General features: G+C 45.0%; 7 protein-coding genes. 2 read left to right on the forward strand and 5 right to left on the reverse strand.

Annotated elements, in window-relative coordinates:
• Window positions 1-170 precede the first annotated feature (170 nt).
• The gene (locus AC0J2F_RS09195; protein WP_473007396.1) at window positions 171-2,828 is read left to right on the forward strand and encodes a DUF5916 domain-containing protein; all 2,658 of its coding nucleotides are present in this window, start codon (window positions 171-173) and stop codon (window positions 2,826-2,828) included.
• 2 nt (window positions 2,829-2,830) lie between these two features.
• On the opposite strand, the gene polA is transcribed toward AC0J2F_RS09195, so the two are convergent.
• The 5 genes from polA to AC0J2F_RS09220 all read right to left on the reverse strand — a co-directional run bounded on the left by polA (window position 2,831) and on the right by AC0J2F_RS09220 (window position 12,167).
• Window positions 2,831-5,662: a DNA polymerase I gene (gene polA / locus AC0J2F_RS09200; protein ID WP_473007397.1), complete on the reverse strand. Its 2,832-nt coding sequence runs from the start codon at window positions 5,660-5,662 to the stop codon at window positions 2,831-2,833.
• Window positions 5,663-5,825: 163 nt separating this feature from the next.
• Window positions 5,826-7,031 carry a tail fiber domain-containing protein gene (locus tag AC0J2F_RS09205; RefSeq protein ID WP_374957297.1) on the reverse strand — a complete coding sequence of 402 codons (1,206 nt, stop codon included), beginning with the start codon at window positions 7,029-7,031 and terminating at the stop codon, window positions 5,826-5,828.
• A 141-nt stretch (window positions 7,032-7,172) separates the two neighbouring features.
• Window positions 7,173-7,919 carry a response regulator gene (locus tag AC0J2F_RS09210; RefSeq protein ID WP_374957298.1) on the reverse strand — a complete coding sequence of 249 codons (747 nt, stop codon included), beginning with the start codon at window positions 7,917-7,919 and terminating at the stop codon, window positions 7,173-7,175.
• A gap of 327 nt (window positions 7,920-8,246) precedes the next feature.
• A complete protein-coding gene (locus AC0J2F_RS09215) occupies window positions 8,247-9,236 on the reverse strand; it encodes an isoaspartyl peptidase/L-asparaginase family protein (protein ID WP_374959854.1) in 990 nt (329 codons plus the stop codon).
• 9 nt (window positions 9,237-9,245) lie between these two features.
• Window positions 9,246-12,167, reverse strand: coding sequence for a GH92 family glycosyl hydrolase (locus tag AC0J2F_RS09220; RefSeq protein ID WP_473007398.1), 2,922 nt, complete (start codon window positions 12,165-12,167; stop codon window positions 9,246-9,248).
• An 89-nt stretch (window positions 12,168-12,256) separates the two neighbouring features.
• On the opposite strand from AC0J2F_RS09220, the gene AC0J2F_RS09225 reads away from it, so the two are divergent.
• Window positions 12,257-13,492, forward strand: coding sequence for a metallophosphoesterase (locus AC0J2F_RS09225; protein ID WP_473007399.1), 1,236 nt, complete (start codon window positions 12,257-12,259; stop codon window positions 13,490-13,492).
• Window positions 13,493-13,530: the final 38 nt, after the last annotated feature.

Raw genomic sequence — 13,530 nt, forward strand, 5'->3', positions numbered from 1 at the left:
GGACAAAATCGGGGTGCAAATGTACTATTATTTATTTGAATAACAAGCGGTGAAGACTTAAAATGCAGAGCCCTCTACAAGGACGGTTCGATGTTAAACTTCTATTAAAAAAATCTTAAAAACTGTCACGTTCGGAAACATTCAGTGTCTTTTAATCAAACTAACTAACAATGTTGCGTGCCCTTTCACTAAGCGCGGCACTATTTTTTGTGTCCGCAAGCGCCCTTTTTGCGCAAGATTCTATTTACGCTAAACGGTCCTATACCACTACTTCCATAGGCGAAACAACTCCTCCTAAAATAGATGGTCTTTTAGACGATGCGGCTTGGGATCTGGTCGAATGGACTACAGATTACGTAGAGTTTCAGCCCGATGTAGGTACTGCTCCGAGTGAACAGACCAAAATGAAGATCGTATACGATCAGAAGAATTTATATGTGGCCTTTAGGTGTTATCAAGAAGATCCATCGACTATTGAGCGTCGTATGGGGCGTCGTGATGATTTCCCGGGGGATTGGGTAGAGATCAATTTAGACAGTTTCGGAGACGACAGAACAGGTTTTAGTTTTACAATCTCGGCCAGTGGAGTTAAGGGCGATGAGTTCATTTCTGAGAACGGTAATTTTGACGACAGTTGGAATCCGATCTGGTATACTGATGTCAATGTAGACGACGAAGGTTGGACAGCAGAAATTAGAATTCCGCTGAGTCAATTGCGTTTCGGAAACGACTACGAACAAGTTTGGGGTTTGCAATCAACCCGGCGTTACTTTAATAATGAAGAGCGTTCTTTGTGGCAACCTTTACCGGCAAATCCGCCAGGATGGATAAGTGAGTTTGGCGAATTACGTGGACTTATCGGGCTGCAACCACAAAAGCAATTGGAGATCCAGCCGTATACCTTGGCGCAGTTAGATACTTACGAGCCGCAACAGGGAAATCCGTTCCGCACCGGAGAAGACACCAAATTCACAGGTGGTCTTGATGCCAAGATCGGGATTACTAATGATCTTACTTTAGATCTCACCATCAACCCGGACTTTGGTCAGGTTGATGCAGATCCTGGTGCCATTGCCTTGGACGGTTTTGAGATCTTTTTTCAAGAGCGTCGTCCTTTCTTTGTTGAGAACAAGAATGTTTTTGATTTCCGTTTGGGAGGAGGCGCCGACAACGTATTCTTTTCGCGAAGAATTGGACGAAGTCCGCAAGGATTCACTACCGCTAATGGAGCTCGCGGGGAATTTGCAGATATCCCGATCAACTCCACCATACTGGGGGCGGCCAAATTCAGTGGAAAGACCAAAGACGGTTGGGCTGTGGGTGTTCTAGAAAGCGTAACTGCTAAGGCGGTTGCAGATATTCAGCTAAGCGACGACCAAGATGTATTGGCCAGTATAGAGGAGCTGGGAGAGGCAAGAGAAGAGGTGGTTGAGCCGCTGACTAACTATTTTGTGAGTCGTGTTCAGAAAGACTTCAATGATCGGAATTCTTATATAGGAGGAATCTTTACCGCCACGCACAGAAATATGGAAGACCGACTGAATTTCTTGCATTCTCATGCCTACTCTGGAGGAATCGATTTTAAGCACAATTGGAAGGACAGGAAATACTATATAGAAGGTAGCACCGTACTCAGCTCTGTCCGAGGAAGTGCAGAAGCAATTGCCCGCACACAGACCTCTTTGACCCATCTTTTTCAACGGGTGGATGCAGATCACGTGGAGGTAGATCCGAATCGCACCAGTTTAACGGGGACTTCGGGTCGCTTTGAAATTGGGCGACAAAGTGGTGACTGGCGCTATAATTTTGGAGGTAACTGGCGTTCTCCGGAGTTGGAACTTAACGATATTGGGTTCTTGCGCCAGGCAGACGACATACGTCAATACGCCAATGTACGCAGATTCTGGAACAAGCCAACTTCATGGTTTAGGCAGGCCAATCTAGGTTTCAATCAGTTTACGTCTTATGATTTTGAAGGTAATTACAACCGCATTCAATACGAGGTGAACGGTTTTATCAATTGGAAGAACAACTGGTGGACCGAAGTTGGAGGAGCACATAAACCACGGATCTTTACCAATACCTTCTTGCGTGGTGGGCCGCGTTGGCGATTCAGTCAGGAGAATTTCTTCTTTCTTTTCTCTGGGACCGATCAGCGCAAGCGCCTCAGCGGTACGCTTGGTTATGTACATTCGGATGCGAATCAGAACAACTTCCAGTTCAGACGCTATGTGTTGAGACTGCGGTATCAGCCAATAAATTCTTTAAGCGCTTCTCTGGATGTAGAATACGAGAAGAATCCCAATAAGACCCAATACGTGTCTGAAACAGTTTTTGGGCAAACGCCGAGGTATATCTTAGGAGAGATCGATAACGAATCACTCAGTACTACTTTGCGTGTCAATTATAACATCAATCCAAACTTAACGATACAGTATTACGGACAACCTTTTATTTTCAAGGCGAGTTTTACCAATTTCAATTATGTTAATGACGCCACTGCAGCAGATCTCAATGAGCGCGTTATTTGGTACGACGACAATCAGATCTCTTTTACAGATGGGCTTTATTCGGTAGATGAAGATCGCGACGGAAACACCGATTACGCTTTCGGGAATCCAGACTTTGCTTTTGTACAGTTTAGATCGAATTTGGTCTTGCGTTGGGAGTATATTCCCGGCTCAGAGATCTTTTTGGTCTGGTCACAAGGCATCACTGGCTTGGGCGATCCCAGTAATGATTTCAATACCATTATTGACAATCAACTCTTAGGGCAACGTCCGCAGAATACCTTCTTAATCAAGGCAACCTATCGCTTTGTACTTTAAAATTAGTGGGCTTCGAGCCAGTTTTGGCCGAGGCCCATATCCACTACCAACGGTACAGCTAGTTTGTAAGCAGACTCCATTTTTGAACGGATCATAGCGCTGACCTTCTCCAGCTCTGGCTTGTAGACATCGAATACCAATTCATCGTGAACTTGCAGGAGCATTTTAGTGCGGTATTCTCCAGATTCAAGTTCTTTGTAGATATCGATCATAGCAATCTTGATAATATCTGCAGCACTACCTTGAATAGGTGCGTTCACTGCGTTGCGCTCCGCAGCACCGCGAACCACGGCATTGCGACTGTTGATGTCCTTTAAATAACGACGACGCCCTAAAACCGTTTGCACATAGCCATTGTCTCGTGCAAAATCAACCTGTGCTCCCATATAGTCACGAAGCTTTGGGTAGGTTTTGTAATAGGTTTCTATGAGCTCTTTAGCTTCCGTTCGATTCAGATCGGTTTGGTTACTCAGACCAAAGGCAGATACGCCATAAATGATCCCAAAGTTCACCGTTTTGGCATTGGAGCGTTGTTCTCGTGTTACCTCGCTCGGGTCCACTCCGAATACTTTGGCCGCAGTCGAGGTGTGAATGTCCTCACCTTTGTTAAAGGCATCGATCATATTGTCTTCTTCGCTCAAAGCAGCAATAATGCGCAGCTCTATTTGCGAGTAATCCGCTGCGAGTAGCACATGCTCTTCATCTCGAGGTACAAAGGCCTTTCTAACCTCGCGCCCACGTTCGGTGCGGATAGGAATGTTCTGCAGGTTCGGATTATTGCTACTTAGTCTGCCTGTCGCTGCAACGGTTTGCATATAATCGGTATGCACGCGCCCACTTACCTCAGAGACCTGAAGCGGTAGCGCATCTACATAAGTACTTTTGAGTTTGCTGAGTCCGCGGTAGCTCAAAACATCGCGGATGATCTTATGGTCCTTTGCCAAATAGGAGAGTACATCTTCTGCGGTCGAATACTGGCCGGTCTTGGTCTTTTTTGGCTTGTCCACCAATTGCAACTTTCCGAATAAGATGTCTCCCAACTGACGTGGCGAGGCAATGTTGAACTCCTCTCCCGCAGCCTCGTAAATATCCGCCTCTAATTTCTTGATATCCGTATCTAAGGCTCCGGAGAGCTCTCCCAAGAAATCCTTGTTGAGGTTGATTCCTTCTAGTTCCATGGCGGCCAGAACGCGTAAAAGGGGAATCTCTATTTCTTCAAATAATTTCTGAGTATTGGCCTCTTGCAGCTCTTGTGCAAAATGCTGTTTGAGCTGTAAAGTAATGTCTGCATCTTCTACGGCGTACTGGGTTTGCTTGTCCAGCGGAACATCGCGCATAGAGAGCTGGTTCTTTCCTTTTTTGCCAATGAGCTCCTCGATCTTAATGGGCGTGTAATTCAAATAGGTTTCAGCCAGTACGTCCATATTGTGGCGCATGTCTGGATTGATCAGGTAATGTGCCAACATGGTGTCAAAAAGTGGTCCTTTAACGGGCATGTTGTATTTGGCTAGTACCTTGATGTCGTACTTTAAGTTTTGCCCGATCTTTTCAATTGTTTCGGATTCAAAGAAGGGACGGAAATGCTCCAAGAGCGCTTGGCATTCGGCTTGGTGGGCAGAGAAGGGTACATAGTAGCCTTTGCCTACTTCCCAAGAAAAGGCAATCCCAACCAGTTCGGCAACTAGCGGATCCAAACCTGTGGTCTCGGTATCAAAACAAACACTGCTTTGTTTGAGTAGTTTGTCGATCAATAATTTAACACCTAGATCGGTGTCTATGCTTTGGTAAAAATGATCGGCCACCGCGGCAGTCTGTCTGCTAGAGCCAGAAGTTGCTGTCTCGCGGGCATCACCTTGGGCATCAAATAAGGAGAATTGCCCGGCACCAGCTGTTTTATTTGTTTTTGGCGCAGCTGCTTTTGGCGTATCTGCGGTATTGGTTGAGGCAGCTTCTTGGTTAAAGGTCTTTAAAAAATTGTCTATCAGACGTCTGAATTCCAATTCTTCAAAAATAGCTTTTACCGCGTCTGTATCGGGTTCTGAAAGCTCAAAATCCTCCGCATCGAATTCTACGGGGACATCCAATAGGATTTTAGCCAGTTCCTTAGACATAAGACCGAGTTCTTTTGCACCCTCGACCTTCTCTTTCATTTTGCCTTTAAGCTGATCGGTATTGGCCAAAAGACCTTCCATAGAACCAAACTCCTTGATGAATTTCTTGGCAGTCTTGTCACCAACTCCTGGTAAGCCCGGAATATTGTCTGCACTATCTCCCATCATCCCCAAATAATCAATCACCTGCAACGGATCATCAACCTCAAATTTGGCCTTTACCTCTTCTACGCCCCAAGTCTCATATCCGCCTCCAAAAACCGGACGATACATAAATATACTATCGCTTACTAATTGCGCAAAATCCTTATCTGGGGTTACCATAAAGGTCTGATATCCTTCTTTTTCGGCCTTTTTGGCTAGTGTCCCGATTACGTCATCGGCCTCATAGCCTTCTTTGACCATTATCGGAATGTGCATAGCCTCCAAAATGCGGTAAATGTAGGGAACGGCAAAAAGAATGGGTTCCGGAGTTTCATCGCGATTGGCCTTGTAGTCAGAGAACATCTCATTGCGGACATCGCTACCTCCTTTGTCAAAACAAACCGCCAAATGATCCGGGCGCTCGCGTTTAATTACATCTAAGAGGGAATTCATAAAACCCATAATGGCAGAGGTGTTCTCGCCTTTGGAATTCACTCTTGGATTTTTGATAAAAGCGTAATATCCCCTAAAGATCAGGGCGTAAGCGTCGACTAAAAAAAGTCTTTTGGAATCGGACATAATTGTGGTTCGTTATTGCGTTTAAAGGTACAAAAACAGCGGCGGAGTCCTTTTAAAAGTTATGAACGATTCTAGTAATTTCAAACTGCGATCAATAAAAAAAGCCGCTCCCCACAGTGGCTTTTCTTCTCAAAACACAATAATGCAAATGCACTAATGTAGATTATTCTTCGGACACAGCAAGAGCTTCTGACTTGTTATTTTTATCGCCTCCTTCTAGAGCTGCTATACGCGCTTCAAGCGCTGCGTATTGAGCTAACTGTGCTTTCAATTGTGCGTTCTCTGCTTCAAGTGTCTGTACCTTATCGTTAAGTTCTTTTATTCCGGCTGTGAGCAAGGGGGTGATCCGGGTATAATCAACCATCATAGGATCTACGTTAGGGTCGCTGTCTTCTTCTCCAGTGACTATTTGCGGTAAAACTGTTTTTACTTCTTGAGCAATAAATCCTAATTCTCTTTGGCCTAGATTGGTTTTAAACTCATACCATTTAGGATTGATCTCCTGTATCATGGACAAGGCATCAGTGACCTCTTCAAAATTGGTTTTAAGTCGCACATCCGAAGAAGTTACCACCTGAATCCCCGTACCAGCTGCCGTGCCAGAAATACGCCCTGAGACCGTGGCCCCGCTACCTCTGAAAAATCCAATATAATAGGCGGAGGCATTGGGCGAGCTAGCGGCTAATCGAACAGAAATCCCATCGGCAGTAGAGTCGGTGCTTTCGTTGTAAAAGTCAGCAACAAAACCCGTGGTGTTATCGGTCACATCTAATTGCTCATCTGGATTGGTTAAGCCAATACCAACCGAGCCTCCATTAAAATAGGTGTCTCCTGTTCCTGCAATTTGAGTGGTACGAATTCCTGCAGAAAAAACATCTACCAGGCCTGTTGTCCCTGTGCTTGTAAGATCAATAAGACGAGTTCCCGTCACATCCGTTTGGTTAATCTGTAGATCTCCTCCTACGCGTGTATTCCCTGTATTGCTAATTCGGAACTTGGCCGTGCCGGCATCTTGCACCTCAATGTAGCCTGCCCCATCCAAATTATGGATTAAGTTGTTCGCTCCGAAAGTAATCGTCGTTTCCTGGCTTAGAGACCCACCCAGTTGGATATCATCTGCGGATTCACTGAGTCCATTACTGGCCGTGGTGCTTTCAAGACCGCTTAGGGTGGTCCAGCTCAGATTTCCTGCAGTATCTGTTACCATTACCTGACCGTTCGTTCCTCGGCTTGCAGGGAATGTATAATTGTTGGCTGTTGTTGTGCCTATGGCCACGTCTCCTAGAAAATATCCTGCGTAGCTACCAGTTTTCAAAGCAGAACTGTAAATACCATAGTGAGTGCCTCCAGCAGAATCTGCTATATCCAAATAATAGCCATATTTGTTGCCAATTCCGGTGTCAAAGAACTCTGTAAAAGCGCCATAACGCGTACCGTTTCCACCAGAAGCCCCAAAAAAATTGTACAGGCCATAGAAGGTTCCGTTATGCCCTCCCGTAATGTTGTAATTCTACACGCCATAGAAGTCAGTGAAACTACCAGCTACCAGATTGCGCATTCCAACGGCGGTTGTTGTGGTTCCTTGAAACCTGTTAAAGAACCCAATGCTTAAAGAAGAAGTTGAGGTTCCGAAGGAGTTGTCCACGCCAAATAAATACCCAAAGGAGGCAGTCGAAACAGAATTTGAGAACGAGTTAGACACTCCCGAGATCGCACTTTGATTGGTCCTGGTTATGGAGTTCAAAATTCCGTAAGTATTGGTTACCGATGTGCTAGGTGCCGCCTCGTTTATCCTGTTATAGAGGCCGTAAATAAAACCATTACCCGTATTTTCTAGATCGATGGTTCTTGTGCTGCTCGCATCGATATCCAGGGGATAGTTCACCGTCGAGGTACCTATTCCCACGTTTCCATCCGTAAAAATATCGTCTGAGGAAGAGCTCGGAGCTGCAGTGGTTCCTTCCTGATACCGTACCTCTTTAATGCGGTCTATGGTGTTTGGATCGGTCTGAGAAGTGAGAAACAAATAGGGAATTGCGCGTTTGTCGAGCTCTTGTGCAAGTTCTATTCCGTCTTGGTCACCTTCTAATTGTATGTCTAGAAGTACCAGATCGGCTTGTCGTTGTCCTAAAAATTCTATAGCCGAGGCATAACTATCTGCATCGCCGATCACCTGATAGCCTTGTTTCTCTAAGGCTGTTTCTATGGTAACGGCGATTAAAGGTTCGTCTTCGACAATTAGGATTTTAAGTGACATAACTGATCTAACTGGCGTTAAGCTACTGAAAGTTATCTTTTTCGAGTGATTTTTTTAGTCAGAGTCGCTGTTTTTTTAGTGAGGATGTCGTTTTTTCGGACCCTCGCCAATTAGAAAATAGAAAAGCTGCCATAAATGACAGCTTTTCGCCCCAAATTTGATCGATTACCCGAAGGCATCAACCTACTTATGTAACTCAAAGATAGGAATAATTACAGTTTAGCCGTAATAAAATGTGTACTTCTTCTTGAAAAACAGGTATTTACCCTTGTTGATTGGGTTTTATGTCTTTGTCAACCTTAGTCGTTGATGTGGAGCGGCTTATGGCTACTTGTTGTAGAAGTCAGACTCGAAGTTTTTGTTCTCATCTCCTTGGAATTGGGTAGCCCAGAATCCCTTGTGAATTGCGTAATACCCCGTCTCTCCTTTTTTGTTCATGGCAATATAACCCACCTGAAAGTCCTTGTAGTTACTGCCCGGCTTTTCAACTATGCGTCTTATAGCTTCTTCACAAGCTTCTTGTGGAGATTTCCCTTGACGCATCAGTTCTACGATAAGGAAACTACCAACGGTTTTCACTACCTCTTCCCCAAGCCCTGTGGCTACTGCAGCACCGATCTCATTGTCAACAAATAAACCGGAACCGATAATTGGGCTATCGCCTACACGGCCTTGCATTTTATAGGCCAGCCCGGAAGTGGTGCAACCTCCTGCCAAAGTGCCGTCCTTGTCCATGACCAACATGCCTATGGTATCGTGGTTCTCAATGTTGATGATAGGTTTGTACTGAGAAGTTTCTTTCCATTTTTCCCAAGCCGCCTTAGACTCCGGAGTAAGTAGATCTTCTGCTTCCAAGCCTATGGATAGCGCATGCATTTCTGCACCTTTACCAGCCAGCATAACATGCGGGGTGTCTTCCATTACAGAGCGAGCCACCGTTATGGCGTGCGTTATATTTTGCAGATAAACCACAGATCCGCAGTTACCCGTATGATCCATAATACAAGCATCTAGCGTGACATTTCCGTCGCGATCTGGAAGGCCGCCCTTACCCACAGAACTATTTTTAATATCGGCTTCTTCTATCTTGCAACCGGCTTCTACCGCATCGAGCGCAGAACTGCCTGCGGCTAGACTGTCCCAAGCAGCTTTTGTGGCATTGTTCACATTCCAAGTAGCCAATACTACAGGGCCTCCTGGTCCGGTATCTGCCACTTTGTTTTCTTCAGAGTTCTCTGCACAGCTCATAGCTGCGGCGGGAATTCCTAAGGCTAAACTTCCAAGAGAAGTATTCTTTAAAAAGGTTCTGCGTTTCATGGGTTGGGTTTATTCGATTGTTATTTCATCTACAAAGATCCAGGCCTTACCGTTATACGGCGCGCCTAAATGCCACTCGGGCAGATCGCCAAAATTCTTGGCTACTATTTTAATGTATCGGGCGCTGTAACCACTCATGTCAAAGCTGGCCGTTTCTATTTTACTGTTTTCGTCCTTTTGTCCTGCATTAAATCTTACCGTGGGTAGGTTTTTATAGAATTGCTGCGGATTGGTTGATACATAACACTCCACTTCGGTGGGTAAAAATATCCAACTTCGCTGGTCCTGTAAAAAACTCACCTTGATATTGTCTATTGGTTTAATACTGCCCAGATCTACTATGGCAATCACATCCTGATCTTGATATCCTTGCCAGGCCCCGGTTCTAAAGTCTTCACTGCCGCGAATACCATCTATAAGCGCGTCGTTACCACCAGCATTGTATTGATTGGCAAACTCTGACTCCAAGCGGATGCTACGATTGGGGTCTACCTTGTAAAAGGCAGTTCGAAGCACAGTGCTTTCCACTGCTCCAACCTTGGCGTAGGTCTCTAAGACAGCATTCTCTGAAATGGTAAATGGGTTGTCATAGGTTTGGAATTCCCCCTGGTCTAAGCGGTAATAGATAGTCGCTTCGGCATCGATAGATTCCAATTCGATCAAGGTGTTCTCCTTAAAGGCAATATCTCCTGAGGCAATAAAGGGAGGAGTCACAATAAGTTCGTCGGTTATTGCAGATTTGGGCAAGGCTTCGCCCGCTTTTGCCCAGTCAGATGGATCTGGACCCATTTCAAAGCTTAACCAACCACCGTCTATAATTTCATTGTGATATAAGAAGCTTCTCTCTAATGGTTTTCCGTTGAGACTTGCACTTTGGATGTAATAATTGGCTTCGGATAAGTTGTTGGCAATAACCGTGAACTGCTTACCGTTCTCCAGATTTATGGTCGCTTTTTCTAGTAGCGGTGTCCCGATTATGTACTGATTGCTCGCTGGTGTTACCGGATAGAAGCCCATCGCACTAAATACGTACCAAGCGCTCATTTGTCCGCAGTCTTCATTACCCGAAATACCGTCTGGTGCATTGGCGTAAAGATTACGACCAATTTGCTGCACATACTTTTGCGTCTTCTCTGGTTTACCCACAAAGTTGTACAAATAGGCCATGTGGTGAGAGGGTTCGTTGCCGTGTGCATACTGCCCAATAAGTCCTGTAATGTCTGCCTGATCACGACCAGAAGTCTCCGTTTTTGCCGTAAATAGTTCATCCAAATGCACTTCAAAAACTTCTGGGTCTCCCATTAGCTGAATCAATCCATTAATATCCTGAGGGACATACAAACTGTACTGCCAGGCATTGGCCTCCGTATAATTAAAGTTGACCTCATAAGGGTCAAAAGGAGCAAACCATTGGTTTCTAAAGCGGCCTTGCATAAACCCGCTGTCTGGATTGTAAACATTCTTGTAATTCTGAGCTCTGCGGATGTAATTCTTGTAATCTTCTTGCTCGCCCATGGCCTTAGCCATTTGAGCAATGGTCCAGTCGTCATAGGCGTATTCTAAAGTCTTGGAAACCGACTCGCTTTCCAGTTCCATGGGTACAAAACCAAATTCTTTATAGCCCTCTAAACCTAAGTGATCGCGGGTAGCACTGTGTTTCATAGCTTCCAGTGCCAAGGCAGTGTTGTAATTGCGCAGGCCTTTCATATAGGCGTCCGCTATAACAGGAATACCGTGATACCCTATCATACAGCCCGTATAATTGGCGCTGAGGTCCCAAATAGGGATAATACCGCCTTCTTTATACTTGGCCAACATGGTATTTACAAAATCGTTGGTGCGCTCTTGTTCTATTATGGTGTATAAAGGATGTGCAGCTCTGTAGGTGTCCCAAAGAGAGAAAACCGTGTAGTAGTCAAAAGCTGTGGTTTGATGCACTTTAAGATCCATCCCGCGATAGCGACCATCCACATCCTGATACAAATTCGGCGCAAGCATGCTGTGATACATGGCCGAGTAAAAATTATAAAGCGATTCTTCTTCGGAACTTTCAACCACAATTTTCTGCAATTGCGCTTCCCATTTGGCGGCTGCCTCTGTTCTGAGTTGGTCAAAGCTCTTATCACCCAGTTCAGACTCCATATTTGCTTTAGCCCCTGCCTCATCAACTGCAGAAATTCCAACAGATATTAGGAGCGGACCTGGTGCTTCGCTATCAAACTCAAAGGCTGCCTTACGTTTTTTAGTACCCTCTCGTAAAAAGGTGACCTCTTTAACAGCTTTTGAGAATTTGAGATGGAAGTAAAAGCGCTGATCTGTGGCCCAAGCCTCAGAAAAACGATAACCGCTAAATTCAGTATCTGACAGTTGTTCAATTTTATAATCGAGCAATTTATCGCGGTGGTCCAGATCTAAAATAATGAACTGCTTAACACCAGGTTCAAAATCGTAGCGATGCATCCCGGAGCGTTCACTTACAGTTAGACTTACGGTAACTTTAGCGTCGTCTAGCTTTACTTGGTAGAATCCTGGGGTTGCAATTTCATTTTCGTGGGAGAATTTTGAGCCATAACCTGCTTTCCCATCTGCTCCATTGTTAAAATTCAAAGAGTTCGTTGGTGAAAGTAGCAGGTCTCCGTAATCGCTAACTCCTGTTCCACTTAAGTGGGTGTGAGAGAATCCGTAGATATAATCGTCAGAATAGTGATAACCGCTACAACCGTCCCAACCGTCCAAACGAGTATCCGGACTGAGCTGCATCATTCCAAAAGGTAGTGTGGCTCCAGGGTAAGTGTGGCCATGACCACCTGTGCCGATAAACGGATTAACATAGGAGGTAAGTGCTTTTTCTTGTTGAGCAGGGGCTGGGCCTTGAGGAGAACAGCCAATAAGAAAGGCGAGCAGGAGGCAGCCTGTCAGGAGTCGATACATTGCGTTGTTTTGAATGGGAAGTTACGAAAACCGTTAAAAAAAAGTGAAGCCTTTTAACAAGCGTCCTGAAAGCCAGTATCTTTGTTTTTATGAATATAGGATGGATCATCTTCATTGCCATTTATTTGGCCGTGGACGTATATACTTTTCAGGCCATTAAAACAGTAACCGGCAACCGTTGGGTGCACATAGCCTATTTTGCTGTGTCGCTTGTAGTTTTAGGCTTGTTCGTCTATCAGATCTCGGCCATGTCTGGCAATCGGGTGATGACTCCATTGCGTATGTACAGCTTCGGGACCTTTATTGCCGTATTTGTGCCTAAACTCTTTGTACTTGTCATTGTATTGTTAGGAGAAGATCTGGTGCGGATAGCAGTAGGTTTATACTCCAAGTTCGGTAGTCATGAAGGCAGTTTTTATATGCCGTCACGACGCAAGTTTATAAGTACACTGGCCTTGGGTGCTGCGGCTATTCCATTTGGAGCTTTGTTGTACGGTATGTTTAAAGGACGTTACAACTATCAGGTCTTAAAGTATGAAATGACCTTTGAAGACCTGCCAGATGCTTTTGATGGTTATACCATTACGCAGATCAGTGATGTGCACTCTGGGAGTTTTAGCAATGCGGAGAAGGTTAAATACGCGGTAGACCTGGTTAATGAGCAGCAGAGTGATGTTATTCTGTTCACGGGAGATTTGGTCAATGATCTGGCTTCAGAAATGCTGCCGTGGAAATCGGTATTTGCTGCCTTAAAAGCAAAGGATGGCGTCTACTCGGTCTTAGGAAACCACGATTATGGAGACTATTTCAATTGGACTAATGCTGAAGACAAAAAACAAAATCTAGAAGATCTCAAGAACATTCAACGAGAAATGGGTTGGGACCTCTTACTGAACGAGAACCGTTTTATTGAGCGTGACGGGCAACGTCTTGCACTTATTGGCGTTGAGAACTGGGGAAAAGGCGGCTTTAAAAAAGCTGGAGACCTGAAACGTGCTTGCGAAGGAGTTGCTTCAGACGATTTTAAGATATTGATGAGTCATGATCCGTCTCACTGGAGAGCAGAGGTGATACCTCATCAAGATCATTTTCACTTGACCTTAAGTGGACATACCCATGGCATGCAGTTCGGGATAGAGATCCCAGGACTGGTGCGTTGGAGTCCGGTAAAGTGGCGCTATGATGAATGGGCTGGCATTTACGAGCGGGCGGGGCAATACATCAATGTCAATAGAGGATTCGGATTTATAGGGTATCCCGGACGTGTTGGAATCTGGCCGGAAGTGTCTGTGATCACACTGAAAAAAGGGCCTAAAACCGTATAATTGCCTCAAAACACTATATTTGTATTACTGATCACCAA

Source organism: Gilvibacter sp. CC01, from assembly GCF_055755295.1.